Source organism: Coleofasciculus chthonoplastes PCC 7420 (assembly GCF_000155555.1).
GTDB lineage: Bacteria > Cyanobacteriota > Cyanobacteriia > Cyanobacteriales > Coleofasciculaceae > Coleofasciculus > Coleofasciculus chthonoplastes_A.
In genome coordinates this window covers 25,969-41,757 of the sequence record NZ_DS989865.1, presented here as the reverse complement: position 1 = coordinate 41,757, position 15,789 = coordinate 25,969, and the positions used below count along the sequence as shown (strand labels likewise).

The following is a 15,789-nucleotide window of genomic DNA, read 5'->3' as shown; positions in this document are numbered from 1 at the left end:
GGTACAATAATCATCTGTCTACTCCAGTGCAGCATCGTAACCCTGAGTGAACCCCTGGCAATAGCAACGGGTCACTGATCAAGGGTCGCGGCTCACTGGGACTCAACCTAAATCACAAAAAGACTGGTTCACTAATGAAAATTACTAGACGTAGTATAATTGGACTCTGCTCTGGACTCGCCCTGTTAGTCGTTGCAAGCTGTTCAAGTCCCAACGAACCCGCCGATACAGCAAGTACAGATGGCGCGGCTGAAAACACAGCCGATGCAGGAGAAATTAACCTTTACTCCGCCCGTCATTATGACACCGATGATGCCCTCTACAACAACTTCACCGAAGAAACGGGGATCGAAGTGAACCTGATTGAAGGAGACGCCGATGAGTTGATTGAACGAATCAAGAGTGAAGGCGAAAACAGTCCGGCGGACGTATTAATTACCGTTGACGTGGGACGCCTGTGGCGGGCGCAAGAGGAAGGATTGTTGCAACCCGTTTCCTCAGAAACCTTAGAAGCAGCCGTTCCCGCCAATCTCCGTGATCCCCAAGGAGAATGGTTTGGGTTATCCAAACGGGCGCGAATCATTGTCTATAACAAAGAGAACGTTCAGCCAGAGGAACTCTCCACTTATGAAGCCTTAGCCGAACCCGAATGGAAAGGACGAGTGTGCATCCGCAGTTCCGAAAATATCTACAACCAATCCTTAGTCGCCTCTAAAATCGAAGGCAAAGGAGAACAAGAGACAGAAAACTGGGTCAAAGGCTTAGTCGATAACTTTGCCCGTCCTCCCGAAGGCAATGATACCGCGCAAATTAAAGCCGTAGCTGCTGGTCAATGTGATGTCGCGATCGTTAACCATTATTATGTAGCCCGTCTCAAAAAATCCGATGCGGCGGAAGATCAAGAGGTAGCGGAACAAGTGGGCGTGTTCTTTCCCAATCAAAGCGCCGATGGGACTCATGTCAACATCAGTGGTGGCGGTGTGGTTACCAATGCGCCGAACCAAGAGAATGCGGTCAAATTTTTAGAGTACCTGGTGACGCCAGAAGCCCAGGAAATCTTTGCCAATCAAGCCAATGAGTATCCTGTGGTGACGGATATGGAACCCAATCCTGTTGTGGCTGACTTTAGCGACTTTAAGGAATCAGAATTAGATGTCGTCAGTTATGGGGAAAAGAACCCAGAAGCGGTTAAGCTAATGGATCGGGCAGGTTGGAAATAATCCTAATCCTTTAATCCCAGTGGGGGAAGATGAGAAAGTTTTGACACTCCCCCTTTTTCTAAAAGGGGGATTCTGCGGAACTCACATTCCACATATCCTGAGAGAATAGCTCTAATTGTCTTCCCAGGTTCCCAGGCACACGACGTTTACCCTTGCGGGTGTCGTGTTTTCTCCTTTTAGCCCTTCGACTTACCTCGACTTCGCTCGGTACAAGTCGCTCAGGGCTAGGCACTGTTAATTCAGTGCTGGGCGTTTCAAACAGGGTTAACTGCTTGGGTTTCGCCGAGTCCCGACGTACCTTTCTTATTACTAATTTCAAGCCATATTCAACAACGGCTTTACGCTTAATGTTTCGTGCAGCTTGTTGATCAGCGTGGTCAAAATGACCACACCTGGTACAGATAAACCGCTCTCTGTCCCGATTAGCTTCATCGATATGACCGCAGGCGCTGCACTCTCTGGATGTATCTCGCGGGTTTACTTTGAGCAAGACCTTTCCTGACTTCACAGCCACGTACTGAATCTTGTTGATCAACTCTCCCCATGAAGCATCCAGGATAGAACGGTTCAATCCCCGTTTGGCTGATTGACCATTGGGCAAAAACCGTCCTGTCTCTTCCTCTGGCTTAGGCTTACACCGCCTCACCATTCCTTGAATGTTGAGATCTTCTACTACAAAGGCGTCGGCTTTTTTGACAAGTTTGTTAGCAACCTGCCACTGGTAGGCATTCCTGCGGTTAAAGACGTTACTGTGTAGCTTGGCTACTTCAGCAGCCCGTTTCTTACGGTTCACCGAGCCTTTCTTTGTCCGGCTGACACGCCGTTGGCGAATCGAGAGAGTCCGCTTAGTCTTCTGGTTGGTGGCAAACCTGGGGTTGGGGATATCACTTCCGTCTGAGCAATGCACCAACTTGGTTAACCCCATGTCCAGCCCAACCGCCGTTTTTACTTCGGATGTTGGTCGAGGGGTAGCCATTGGGACTGACTTGTCCTCCAGGCGCACACTTATGAACCATCCATCGGTTCTGCGGCGAATCGTTACACTCCTAATAGCAAATCCATCAGGGATAGGGCGGGAATTGAAAAAGCGCATCCAGCCAATTTTAGGCAGATAGACCTTACTTCCCTTGAACTTAACCCGACCCGGCTTATACTCAAACGACCGGAAGTTACTGCGGTTTTTAAACGCCGGAAAACCCCGCCCATCAAAGAAGTTTTTATAGGCGGTGTTCAACCGGGCAATATTGCGTTGCAATACGTCCGAGTCTATTGATTTATACCAAGGACGGGCCGTTTTGAGATCTACCAGTGCAGCGTCTTGGATTGTGCCAGCATTGCGTTTTTTGCCATTGTTTTTCCAGGGGTTCCCTGTTGCGCCGTTTTTGACGATGCAGCAGGTCAATGGGTAAGCTTCGGCTTTAGTCCTTAAACTGCAATAGAGTCCCTGGATAAACTGTTGATGATAGGTTTCAATTCGGTCAGCCAAACACCAGTTGTAACTGCTGCGTAGCATATTAAGCCACGACTCCATCTTGGCACTGTGACTGCCAGATGGACGTAGTTTGTAGACGTAGCTTAAAATCATACAGCGTTTTCCATGCTGGTGAGGTACATTGAGAATAAGACTTTTGCACTCACAGAGGCTAACCTCGTCTTGTTACTGTACCTCACTAGACTGAGAAATGCTGTAGATGGCTAAACACAGACAAGCGAGTGAGGACAAAGAGCGATCGCGACTTCTCTTCAGTTTAGGCGATTTTCCATCCTTCTTGTGAAGTTATCATAAGACGTTGATTCGTTCACTCTCCCTTGGGAAAGCTTAATTTTTGCCTGGGGGAAATTTCAGGTTAACGCTGGTTCACTGGATTGATAAATATGAGCCGCTTTCAGCATATGATAGGTAATCAACAATTGAGTTAAGGCTAAGGGATAACTCTGGAGTGTTTCCCCTGTGGTTCCCGTAACCTTACCAATATTGGGATCACCTTCTAATGTGCAGTATTTACCCAAGTAAGGAATTTCACTACATAAAATCCGCTCTAATTCCCGCACCTGTTCCTCTGTCGCATGACCGTCAACTTCCAGGACATCCACAGGCTTACCCATATCTCGGTCTAATTCCAGACGAATGGCTGTACTTAGATGGGATTTGCTGGGACTCAGGAGTCGGGTAAAATCTGGATGAGGAATCGTCGGTCTGAGGACTAACCGCACATTCAGCATTAAATCCCTCTGTTCGTCAGATAATTCGTCAGGAGGATAGAAACTGATGACAATATCTGACCACTTACGCTGGGGGCGGATAAATTCCTCCGAATCCGGTTCCCGTTTTCTCAACTGTTCGAGTACCTGTTCATCCGTATACCCTCGCTTGCGCGTATCCCGCTTAACTTTCCACTCACTCCGCAGCGATTCTGGGGGTGCTAAAAATGCCTTGACATCAAAGCACTCACGCGCCAAACGAGTGGAATACCCGAGTAATCCTTCAACAATCACAAATCGTCGGGGTTGAATGTACTCCGGTGGTTCAAAGGTACCCGTGTTGTGGTTGTAAATGGGTTTGAGAATCGATTGTCCCGTTCGCAGCAAACCCAGATGCTGCTGCATGATATCTAGATAGTTACAGTCAGGATGGAGGGCTGAAATCGCTTTTTGCGCCCGTTGCTGGCGATCATAGCGGTGGTAATCATCGGTACAGAGGATGGTGACTTCATCTTCGCCCAAGATTTGAGCAATTCCTCGTGTTAGCGTTGTTTTACCAGCAGCGCTATCACCGACAATACCGAGGATAATAGGGCGATGAGTCATAGGTCTTCGATGATTATAAAATTAGGGAACTCCTGATTCGTATAATTCTAGGTGGGAAGGGGATATTTGTCATCAAAAACCTCGTGAGACTCCACCCTCAGCAGATCCTTCGCAGGCTCAGGAGGGTGGAGAGGGATAGAGGAGTCAAACCGCGCCGCTCGATGCGGTTAGGTTTGACAATCCAACTGAAGGCGCGACAATTAATCCTGTGCTTCGCTGCAACAATCGGACTTTTTTAGCCGTAAACTGCCCAAGTCGCTTTCAGATAACCAAGTCAGCATTTGTCCTTGTCCCACCATGACCGGGGAGAAGCCAACGCCGGATCGTGCTAATTTTCTTCCGCTAGTCCTATCTACGTCAGCCATGACTAGCTCGTAGTGAATCGCACTAATCGGAAATAGTTGGCACAGTTGTTTGACTACTCGTAACTCCAACTGCCTGTTGGCTCGAATAGAGGGAGGTAGTTTACCCTGTTTACGGTTATTGAATCTTCTCTTTGATAGAACTGGTACTCGTAGCATGGAGATAATCCTCACGAGTGAAAGTGTTTACATTGAGCGACTTGTATCGAGCGAAGTCGAGATAAGTCGAAATGTAGTCCCTTCCCGCCATCTCGGTTAAGATGTCTTGTCTTACAACAGCCCGACAAAAGGCTTTAGATTTGATCCGGACTAGGGAAGTATCCGGGTGTCTGTGCCAAACCGAGACTCAATGCGGTATTCAACGGTTTAAATTGCCGTTTGTCCGGCAATCCCCAACCTCAACGAAGTCGGTTGGGGTTGTTGAACCAGCCATCTGACTAGCGATATCATCCGTCTTTGCCGCCATGATAAAGTCGTTTTTGTGTAAGCCGGAGATGGCGTGAGTCCACCAGGTTACAGTGACTTTACCATACTCGGTTAAAATAGCGGGGTGATGTCCTTGTTCCTCGGCAATTTCACCCACACGGTTGGTAAAGGCGATCGCTGTTTTGAAATCGGGAAATTCATAAGACCGTTCTAAGTGGGCTTCCCCTTCTGGCTGAATTAGGTTCCAGTCGGGAATTTCCGGTTTCAGTTTGGCGATCTCCTCTTGGCTAACGGGGGATGAATTCTTGGTGCAAGCTTCGCATTTTTGTTGGTTTAATTGAGCCATCGTGATTATCCTGGTAACTGCAATCACTTTCACATACCGCTTCTAAAAACCTAGACAAACCTACCCATAAGTAATTCTGTCTTGGTATAAGTCCACGGTGTAACTTTTGGTCGATAACCCAACTTGTCAGAGCATCTATCTGAGGAGGAATGCCGCGCTTCGTGCCGACTACGAACCTAGCTTAGGAAAAATTTAGAAAGGGGGGGTGACACCCCTAATACCAAAAATGATATAGTGTGATAGATAGATGCACCCTGATAATTGGGAGAGTCCTTTGAGTGGCTCTCTTTTTTATTGGTTATTGGTCGTCAGGAACCCCACAGCTATAGGTTCCGGGGACACCGAATTGCCCACACCTGACAGTACCCGATCATGGGAGCGATCGCTATCGCGAGGGAGTTGTACATCTTTTGAGTTTAAAATTTTAGGCAGGACTATACAAAAAGCTATTAATATGCAAACTCTGGGAAAGGCAGCGCTCTGGGTGTTATCCGTCTTGTTTATCCTGATCGGGTTACTGTTTTTTACGACAAACGTTTCTGCTGCATTAATGGCACTCCTGATAGGTGTTGTCTTGCTCCCTCCGATGGTTGGATTCATTGATCACCCAGCGTTCAAAATAGTTCGTTGGGGAATTGCAGGAATGGCTTTTGGCTTGTTTGTCACTTTCATGCGATCGCTCTCCCCCAACACCCCAGTTATATACAAGCGGTGGAATTACTGTCCTTCCAGCATTTTATAATAAACTACCCAGACCTGCTAAGAGCTGAGGTCTGGGTTTTTAGTAGCCCGCTCAGTCATCGAACAAGCTAAGACTTCGGCGTGAGCGCTCAGTCGAACGCTGAACATACTTAATAGTTCGGCTTAGCTTGCACGATAACCCCGTGCCTCCAGGCTGGTTTATAGACAGCCCCACAAGTGCAATATTATTGGCTCCATTAAAGTCGGCATCTCCATGCCAACCACAATGCCCACACCTGAAAGTCTTGCCACTACGGTAAGACTTTCCTTTTACCGGGTGAATGTGTAGGCAATTGTGACACATTTGGGAGGTGTAGCGAGGGGAGATAGGGATAACCTGAACACCTGCCCCAAGCGCTTTGTACTCAATGAACATTCGCAGTTGGTAGAATGCCCATGAATTTGAGCGTCTACGTTCCGTCTTGCTTCTGGGTTGCTCGTTGGTTCTCTCCCTAATTCCCGTAAGGTCTTCTATAGCAATAGAGGCACTATACTCAACTGCTCGTCTGACCACTGATTTGGAGATGTTGTGATTAAGCCATTGCTGGTAGCGTCTTTCCCGTCCCGACAGCCGTTTCAAGACTTCTCGACATCTGCGCCGAGTCGTCCTCGTGCCTTTCGAGGCTTTTTTCTGGAGAGACGCCCTAACTTGATAAAACTTATCTCGTACTGACTGAATGTGCAAACCGTCCCACTTTTTGCCCTCTGATGTAACTGCAATGTCTCGGCGTCCCAAGTCGATACCTATCACCAAGTCTTTCACGGATGAGTCGGGAGCTTCGTCTTTAATTTGGATGTGCAGGTAGAACTGACCATCGCGATGCTTACACAGTTGAGCAGAAGTAGGGTTTCTCCCTTTGAGTTTTCCCCTTTGGTAATTCCCGGACTTCAGCTCAATTCGCTCTCTGCCGTGAACGGTAGCAAGGCTTACCGTCCAGTCTTGTTCTCGGAAGCGAAACAAGTCTTTGTCACAGTCCATGCTGCTTGGGGCAAATCTTTTAACAGGTTTACCTTTCTGCTTGGCTACCTTGCGATTAGCAGCTACACGCGCACAAGCCCTAACTGCCATGTTAGCCACCAGATTGAATTTTTTCTTGATGGTTTGGTAGACTAAGGACTGGATAGCAATTTTGTTGGTCAGCTTAGGGTTTGTGTTTTCGTTCACGTAGTTACAAGCGTCCGCAAACGCCTGAAGAGTTGCCTCTAAGAAGGCAACTTGTTCAGGAGAGGGCTGGAGCTTTACAACTATTGTGAGAACTTGTTTCATGGCTAAACTATACCACCTCATGGGATAGAAAGAGAGAGATTGAAAATACTTCGGGGATTGACCCCTCGCATTTTCCGCTATCCCCCTACCCCTTACTTCGTTGAAGGGGTAGCCCCTCGCGATTCGGGTGGGAAATACGCCCAACCACATCAGACGGAATATCATTATGAACCTCAACATCGTTCGCCTGATCCAAGGAACTGGAAGTACGATCGCACTCGTGACGCTCACCAGTTGTGCATTTCCCCCTCCATCCGATACCGCTACCGTTTCCCAAACTCCACCCGAATCGGAGGATTCCGCCTCATCGCCCGATGTAACAGTGTCGGCTGATTCAGTCGCCACTCCTCAAGGTGTCCAGAAAACCACCGTCATCGAAGGGTTAGATCATCCCTGGGGGATGGCATGGTTACCCGATGGTGCGATACTGATTACGGAGCGATCGGGACAACTGCGAATTGTCCGCGATGGGGTACTTGATCCCACACCAATCGCTGGGGTGCCAGAGGTTTTTGCGGTGAAGCAGGGTGGGTTAATGGATGTCTCGCTTCATCCCCGCTTCTCTGAGAATTCTTGGGTTTATCTCACTTATTCCCACGGCACGCGCCAGACTAATCATACACGAGTTGCCCGTGCCAAATTTGATGGTAGCGCCCTCAGTGATGTAGAGGTAATTTTCCAGGTATCTCAGCTTAAATCGGGGGGACAGCACTTCGGTTCCCGCATTGTTTGGTTACCTGACGATACCCTGTTGATCGCGATCGGTGATGGGGGAAATCCACCCGTTCAACTCGACGGTGATTTAATCCGTAAACAGGCGCAGAACCGCCGCAGTCATTTAGGTAAAATTATCCGCCTCAACGACGATGGTACAATACCCAATGACAATCCCTTCGTCGAATCCCCAGACGCTGATCCAGCTATCTGGAGTTACGGACATCGCAACATTCAAGGACTCACTTTCGATTCCCAAACCCGTCGGATTTGGTCTACTGAACATGGTGCTAGAGGCGGCGATGAACTGAATCTGGTGGAAGCGGGAGAAAACTACGGCTGGCCCCTCGTCACCCATAGCCGAGAATATTCTGGGGGAATCATTTCCAATCAGCAGTCTCGTCCAGGAATGGTCGATCCCAAACTCCTCTGGACTCCAGCGATCGCACCATCCGGTTTGGTTATCTATGATAGCGATCGCGTTCCCCAGTGGCAGGGTGATTTATTTGCGGGAGGATTGGTTTCGCGGGATGTCCGTCATATTGAACTTGATGAATCCGGCAATGTCGTCAATGAGACATCCATCGATATCGGTCAACGGGTGCGGGATGTGCGCCAAAGTCCGGATGGATTATTGTACATTCTCACCGATGAAGCCAATGGACAACTGATCCGCATCGAACCAATTCCTGGCTAACTATGCTAGAGGTAAACTTATCGGCGATTGTTGTAATTCACAACTTATTGGGGGCGGGTTTAGTTACATCTGGGTGCTTTCGTAAACGATAGTCGTGAAACCCGCCCCTACCAACCATACTTTCCGAAGCGAGGGGTCAAAACTCTAAACTTCCTCCTATGCTAGATAGGAGTGGAATCAGCTTTCGGATGCAGCACCTAGCATGGATAGCAACCTCGCCCAACCTCGACTATCTCGCCGGACCCCGATTTCCCGTCAACAAAAACGCCAGTTGATCCTGGCGATTCCTGTCACCTGTCTAGTCACCTCACTCGCCACGTTTGGCTGGTTGCAATTCCAAACCGCCCAAGCTGAAACTCGGTTGCAACATACCCAACGGGTGCGTCTGGAAACAAAAAGCTTACACTCCGATCTCCTAGAAGCCGAAACTGCTGTCCGAGGGTATGAAATTACCCGCCGTCAAGACTTTCTGGATCGCTATGAATCCGCGATCGCGCAAATTCCGGTAACTCTGGAGCAATTGCGCCAACTTATTGCCCAGGAACACGCCCAAGCCCATCGCCTGCAACGGATTCGTGAATTAGCTACCGCGAGAGTCAGTTTGCTACAACGCAATCTCCGATTAGTGGATGCCAAACCGGAAACCGCCACGGAATCCCCAGAATTCATCGATCAACTGGTGGAGGGGAAACAAGTCATGGATCAAGTCAATGATGAAATCCAGCAGTTTCAGATCACTGAACAACAGGAAGAGACGCAACTCAAGCAAACCTTAGACCAACAGCGCCAATTTACCGGGTCAATCTTGGCACTTTCAGCGATTATTGGTATCGGTGGTTCCCTTCTCGCTGCTTACCTATCCTACCGTTTAGAACACCATCTACAAAAGAGCGATCGCCGTTGGCGGGAGAGTGAAGCTCGTTATCGGGCAGTCGTGGAAAATTTCCCCAATGGAGCCGTCCTTCTATTTAATCATGAATTACGCTATTTACTGGCAGATGGCAGTGGTTTAGCTAGCGTTGGTTTATCCAAAACCCTATTAGAAGGGAACACCATACAGGAATGCTTACCTCCCCAAACCTGTACCCAGCTAGAACCTCTCTATCGCCAAGTCTTAGCTGGCGAAACCGTTACCCAGGAAATGCCCTTTGGCGATCGCATTTTTATTATCCATGGTCTACCCCTGAAAAACCAGACGGGTGAAATCATCGCTGGTATGGTTGTAGCTCAGGATATCACAGAACTTAAACAGTCAGAACAGGCACTCTATCACGCCAATCGCGCCCTGCGAACCCTGAGTGAATGCAACCAGGCTTTAGTCTTGGCTACCGATGAACCCACCCTACTGCATAATATCTGCCAAATTATAGTAGACTTCGGTGGCTATCGTTGTGCCTGGATTGGGTTTGCTCAACATGATAATGCTAAAACTGTGCGCCCGGTTGCCCAAGCGGGGTATGAGAAGGGTTACGTTGAAGCCTTACAGATTAGTTGGGGGGATAATCAACGCGGTACAGGACCGACTGGAACCGCGATTCGCACCCAAGAACCCAGAATTATCCAAAATATTCTCACTGATCCGAGTTATCGGCTGTGGCGAGATGCGGCGAGTCAACAGGGTTATGCGGCATCCATTGCCTTACCCTTAATTGTAGAAGGAACCTGTCTGGGAGCATTAAATATCTATGCCAGTGAACCTGACGCCTTTGATCCGGCTGAAGTTAGATTACTCACCGAATTGGCAAATGACTTGGCTTATGGGATCTCGGCATTGCGAACCCAAGTGGCATTGCGCCAAAATAAACAGCGCTTAGATAGTATTCTCAATGCCCTGGATGATGTCGTCTGGTCAATCTCCGCGACGACTGATCAGGTGCTGTATCTAAGTCCAGCCACAGAAACCGTCTATGGGCGTCTGGTACAAGACTTTTTTGATCATCCTCACCTGCGGCTAGGGGTGGTTCATCCGGATGATTATGCCCAGGTTAGTCCCTTTCATCAACAGTTACTGGCACAAGGTACATACAGTCTAGAATATCGGATTCAGCGACCGGATGGAGAGATTCGCTGGCTTTATGATCGGGGACGGGTGACGTATGATCAGCAGGGTCATCCCCTGCGACTGGATGGGATTGCCTCTGATATTACCGATCGCAAACAAGCTGAAGATGCCTTGCGGGTGAGTGAGGAACGCTGGCATTTAGCCTTGCGGGGGAATAGTGATGGCATCTGGGATTGGAATGTGAAAACTAATGACGTTTTCTTTTCGCCCCGTTGGAAAGAGATGTTGGGCTATGAGGAGGATGAAATTCCCAATCACCTAGATGAATGGTCAAAACGAGTCCATCCTGATGACCTAGAGTGGGTGATGGGGCTGATTCAAGACCATTTTGATCACAAGACTTCCTATTACAGTAGCGAGCATCGCCTCCTGTGTAAAGATGGCTCCTATAAATGGATTTTGGATCGTGGACAAGCCCTGTGGGATGACCAGGGTAAAGTGGTGCGGATGGTGGGTTCCCACACCGATATTAGCGATCGCAAAGCGGCAGAAGCGGCACTACGAGACAGTGAAGCCCGGTTTCGTGCCATGTTTGAGCGGAGTAAGGCGATTAAATTGTTAATTGATTCGGAAACGGGGGCGATTGCGGATGCGAATTGGGCGGCGGTTAAGTTTTATGGGTATTCGCGATCGCAGTTAATCACCAAAACGATTACGGATCTCAATTGTCTGCCATTGCCTCAAGTTCAGGCGGAGATGAAACGGGCAAAATTAGAGGAACGAACCTATTTTGTCTTTCCTCACCGTCTGGCGTCGGGAGAGATTCGAGAGGTGGAAGTGTATTCCAGTGCGATTGAGATTCAAGACCGTACTTTTCTGGTTTCGATTATTCATGATATTACCGAACGCAAACAAGCAGAACGGGCATTACATGATAGTGAAGAACGCTTCCGGGCTATCTTTGAACAAGCCTCGGTGGGGATTGCCCTTGTCACACCTTCTTCTGGCGAACTCTTGCGGGTGAATCAACGCTACTGTGAGATTACCGGGTATCCTGAATCTGAATTAGTGGGGCGGCGGGTACAAGATATTACTCACCCGGATGATCGGGAACAGAATATTGAGTATTTACAGCAGTTAATGTCTGGGAAAACGTCCACCTATGCCACGGAAAAACGGTATATCCGTAACGATGGACAATACCGATGGGTCTATATTTCCATCTCGCGGGTGTGTGATTCAGAACACAAACCCAACTATGCCCTGGCTGTCGTCGAAGATATTAGCGATCGCAAAGCGACAGAAGCGGAATTGCGGGATAGTGAGGCGAAGTTTCGGGCATTCCTAGAATCGGCATCCGAAGCGATTATTGTCACTAATGCCCAGGGAGAAATTATTGTCTTTAATGCCAAAGCTGAAGACTTATTTGGCTATAATCGTACCGAGATATTTGGGCGCAACATTGAATACTTAATGCCGCCACGCTATCACTCCATCCATACTCATCATCGGGCGGATTATCTCACCCATCCCAGTAAACGAACCATGGGGAAATCCCAAGATTTGTATGCCAAACGTCAGGATGGAACTGAATTTCCCATTGAAGTGGGACTAAGTACGATTCAAACCAAGAATGGCACCTTTGTGATTGCCTTTCTCACCGATATTACCGAACGTCAGCAGGCGGAACATGAGATTAAACGCCTCAACCAGAAGTTAGAATCTCAGATTCGGGAAACCGAGACGCGCTATGCCCAAATTGTGGAACTCGCCGAAGAAGGAATCTGGGTAACCGATGTCCAAGGGAATACCACCTACATTAATCAGGCAATGGCACGGATGTTGGGGTATACCGAGGTGGAAATATTAGGACATGCGATCGCGGATTTTCTCCCCCCTGGAGATAATCGTTTCACTTCCGCTTCAAGTATCCCTCTGCATCCAAACCAGGTTCATCGACAAGAGGTTGAATTACGCACAAAATCCGGTAATACGATCTGGGCATATATGTCCACCAGTCCCGTTCTCGATGACCAGGGAAACTTATTATGGTCTTGTGCCTTAGTTTATGATATCACCGAACGCAAGCAAGCCGAAAAACAGTTACGCGAAAGTAATGAACGGATTAGTCTCGCCAATGCGGAATTAGCCAGGGCGACTCGGTTAAAAGATGAGTTTCTGGCAAGTATGAGTCATGAGTTGCGAACTCCGTTAAATGCGATTCTGGGGTTAGCGGAAGCACTCCAGGAAGAGGTGTATGGTTCATTAACCCCCAAACAGCACAAATCATTGGCAACCATTGAACAAAGTGGCAAGCATTTATTAGACTTAATTAACGATATTCTGGATCTGTCTAAAATTGAGTCGGGGAAGATGTCCCTATCGGTTTCCCTTGTCTCTGTAGACAGTCTGTGTGAATCGAGTTTAACCTTTATTAAACAGCAGGCGCAGCAAAAAAATATTCGACTCGAGTACCACATTGCACCGGGATTAAGCGAGATTGAAGTGGATGAACGGCGCATCCGCCAAGTGTTAGTCAATTTATTAAGTAATGCGGTAAAATTTACGCCTGATGGGGGTAAGGTTTCGTTGCAAGTTACCACTGATCCTGATGGAGAAAAGTTGCAGTTGAGTGTTACCGATACCGGGATTGGCATTGCCCCAGAAAACCTGGATAAACTGTTTAAACCCTTTGTCCAATTAGATAGTAGTCTCTCTCGTCGCTATGCGGGAACCGGGTTAGGGTTAGCCCTAGTGCGGCGAATTGTGGAATTACAAGGGGGGAGTATTGCCTTGGAAAGTGAGGTGGGGAAAGGTAGTTGCTTTACGGTAAACCTTCCCTGGAAACATTCGAGTCGTATCGGGGAAAGACTGAAACAACCTAAACTGATGGTTGGAGAATTGCCGCCGATTCACAAAGCCTTAGTGGTGGAAGATTCCGATGCTTCAGCTAACCATATTGCCCGGTATCTGGGAGAATTAGGCATCACTGTTTTGATACATCCCCAAGGGGAAGGCACTATTGATACGGTGCAACAGTTTAACCCGGATGTAATTATCTTAGATATTTTACTGCCGCATATTTCCGGTTGGGAGGTGTTGGTGCAGTTAAAGGAAAATTCAGCCACTCAATCCATTCCCGTTGTTGTGGTTTCTGTTGTCGATGATCCGACTCAGGCTTTAGAATTAGGGGCGGCTGACTATTTACTTAAACCTGTTTCTCGTCCCCAGTTACAGTCAGTATTGAGTCAGTTGTTTACCACACCACCGGAGATACATCCGCCTGTGGTTGAGGAACAGTTACCGTTAATTTTATTGGCAGAAGATAATGAGGCAAATATTATCACCTTGACGGATTATTTGCACAGTAAAGGGTTTCGGGTGGTTTTAGCTAGAAATGGGATTGAAGCGGTGCAACAAGCCAAGCAGCATACACCGGATGTAATTTTAATGGATATTCAAATGCCAGAAATGGATGGCTTAGAATCAACTCGCCAGATTCGGGCGGACAGTGGTTTACCTCGGATGCCGATTATTGCGGTGACGGCGTTGGCAATGCCGGGGGATCGGGAAAAATGCTTGGCAGCAGGGGCAACGGAGTATATGGCGAAGCCGATTCGCTTGAAAAAGTTGGTGACGCTCATTGAACAGTATCTGCATCGGTAACATTGGCTACTGCATTTTTTCAGGGTTCTCCTATCTGAAGGCAGAAGACTCCAAGGCAGATCAATAATAGAAGGGAGAAGGATATGATAACGGTTTAGACGAACCTGATATCACGTCTTTGTCGGTCAGACATCACCGACAGTTGTTGTCTGTCTCTGAGATACTGGACGAGTAGGGTCAAATTATATCCACTCCAGTCGCAGTATTTTTTATTAAAAAGACTAAAACAACGAATTAGCTAAAGTTCAACTATCTAAGTAGGTTGGTGGAAATAAACTCAACTATATTAAGTTATATAAATAGACCTCAAACTCTGACTGTTCCCTGTTCTCTAATCTCAACCGTTAACTTTTATTGTCCCTACCTACTTAAATCTATGCTTAACCTAAATCAGAATACATCTATCTTAATCGTGGATGATGATCCGAATGCCTTTGATGTGATTGAAGCCCATCTCTATCGAGAAGGGTATGACTTATTTTATGCCAGCAGTGGTGAAGAAGCGTTAAACCTGCTCGACTCCATCGAACCGGATGTCATCTTACTGGATGTGATGATGCCGAAGTTAAATGGCATTGAGGTATGTCGCACGATCAAATCTGATTCCCATTGGAAACATGTTCCCGTGATTATTGTAACGGCACTCAACTCCAAAGAAGACTTGGCGCGATCGCTAAATGCAGGTGCTGATGATTTTATCACTAAACCTGTCAGTGGAATTGAACTGCGGGCAAGAGTGCGATCGATGTTACGGATTAAGCAGCAATATGATGCCCTAGAAGCGACGTTGCGTATGCGGGAAGATTTATCGAATATGATCGTCCATGATTTAAGAAATCCGCTGACTAATATTTTACTCTGTAGCGATTTGCTGTTGCAAAGTACAGGCAATGACAAAGATTTACAGCGATTGCAAATTATTTCTGACTCGAGTCGCGAACTTAACTCCATGATCGATAACTTGCTAATGTTAGCGAAAATGGAATCTGGTAAAATGGTTTTGAATCAGACTGATGTTGATTTAAATCAATTAGTTGCTGACGTTATTTTCCAATTCCAAGCCATTGCAGAACATAAAAAGATTAGACTAATAGGTAAGCTGGACGAAACCCCAGCTTCTCTTTGTCTGGATATCAATTTATTTCATCGCGTTTTGGAGAATTTAATTTCTAATGCGATTAAGTTCTCTCCCCCAGAAAGTTTAGTCATTGTCGCCGTAAATTCTCCCAATGAGTCGGTATCCTCCAATTTCCCCAACGCCCAAGCCAAGCTTCAGATTATTGATTCAGGTCCAGGAGTCAGTGAAGAACGCAAACACCATATTTTTGATAAATATGAAGTGGGAGATTTAATGAGTGGCGTGTCTCAGATTGGTTTGGGTTTAACCTTTTGTAAAATGGTCATTGAGGCGCATCAGGGGAGAATATTCGTCACAGACAACCAACCCCAAGGTTCAATCTTTACAGTAGTCCTTTAAGAGCGAGGGAACAGGAAATAGGGGGTGTAAGTAGGTCATTTGTCATTTGTCCTTTGTAAGGGT

Annotated in this window: 9 protein-coding genes and 1 pseudogene; 5 read left to right on the top strand and 5 right to left on the bottom strand. The window is 47.4% G+C overall.

The genetic code is table 11. The features are described from left to right. Window positions 1-134: 134 nt before the first annotated feature. Window positions 135-1,220, top strand: a complete 1,086-nt coding sequence (locus MC7420_RS27200) for a Fe(3+) ABC transporter substrate-binding protein (RefSeq protein WP_006104583.1) — start codon at window positions 135-137, stop codon at window positions 1,218-1,220. Between the two features lie 58 nt (window positions 1,221-1,278). On the opposite strand, the gene MC7420_RS27195 is transcribed toward MC7420_RS27200, so the two are convergent. The 4 genes and pseudogenes from MC7420_RS27195 to MC7420_RS27180 all read right to left on the bottom strand — a co-directional run bounded on the left by MC7420_RS27195 (window position 1,279) and on the right by MC7420_RS27180 (window position 5,162). Further along, window positions 1,279-2,805, bottom strand: a complete 1,527-nt coding sequence (locus MC7420_RS27195) for an RNA-guided endonuclease InsQ/TnpB family protein (protein ID WP_006104614.1) — start codon at window positions 2,803-2,805, stop codon at window positions 1,279-1,281. 257 nt (window positions 2,806-3,062) lie between these two features. Then, window positions 3,063-4,028, bottom strand: a complete 966-nt coding sequence (locus tag MC7420_RS27190; RefSeq protein ID WP_006104584.1) for a phosphoribulokinase — start codon at window positions 4,026-4,028, stop codon at window positions 3,063-3,065. A gap of 260 nt (window positions 4,029-4,288) precedes the next feature. Then, window positions 4,289-4,549, bottom strand: a pseudogene (locus tag MC7420_RS41885) (RRXRR domain-containing protein); the annotation flags it as partial. Between the two features lie 199 nt (window positions 4,550-4,748). Further along, the gene (locus MC7420_RS27180) at window positions 4,749-5,162 is read right to left on the bottom strand and encodes a 4a-hydroxytetrahydrobiopterin dehydratase (RefSeq protein WP_006104611.1); all 414 of its coding nucleotides are present in this window, start codon (window positions 5,160-5,162) and stop codon (window positions 4,749-4,751) included. 454 nt (window positions 5,163-5,616) lie between these two features. Here MC7420_RS27180 and MC7420_RS40545 point away from each other — a divergent pair, with 454 nt between their 5' ends. Then, entirely contained in the window at window positions 5,617-5,904 is a 288-nt protein-coding gene (locus MC7420_RS40545) for a hypothetical protein (protein WP_157453353.1), read from the top strand. 51 nt (window positions 5,905-5,955) lie between these two features. On the opposite strand, the gene MC7420_RS27170 is transcribed toward MC7420_RS40545, so the two are convergent. Next, window positions 5,956-7,170: an RNA-guided endonuclease InsQ/TnpB family protein gene (locus MC7420_RS27170; protein ID WP_044210077.1), complete on the bottom strand. Its 1,215-nt coding sequence runs from the start codon at window positions 7,168-7,170 to the stop codon at window positions 5,956-5,958. A 166-nt stretch (window positions 7,171-7,336) separates the two neighbouring features. Here MC7420_RS27170 and MC7420_RS27165 point away from each other — a divergent pair, with 166 nt between their 5' ends. The 3 genes from MC7420_RS27165 (at window position 7,337) to MC7420_RS27155 (ending at window position 15,726) form a co-directional block, all read left to right on the top strand. Further along, a complete protein-coding gene (locus tag MC7420_RS27165) occupies window positions 7,337-8,581 on the top strand; it encodes a PQQ-dependent sugar dehydrogenase (protein ID WP_006104631.1) in 1,245 nt (414 codons plus the stop codon). A gap of 202 nt (window positions 8,582-8,783) precedes the next feature. After that, the gene (locus MC7420_RS35735) at window positions 8,784-14,249 is read left to right on the top strand and encodes a PAS domain S-box protein (RefSeq protein WP_006104642.1); all 5,466 of its coding nucleotides are present in this window, start codon (window positions 8,784-8,786) and stop codon (window positions 14,247-14,249) included. A 376-nt stretch (window positions 14,250-14,625) separates the two neighbouring features. Next, on the top strand, window positions 14,626-15,726 hold the full coding sequence (locus MC7420_RS27155) for a hybrid sensor histidine kinase/response regulator (protein WP_006104618.1): 1,101 nt from the start codon (window positions 14,626-14,628) through the stop codon (window positions 15,724-15,726). Window positions 15,727-15,789 lie beyond the last annotated feature (63 nt).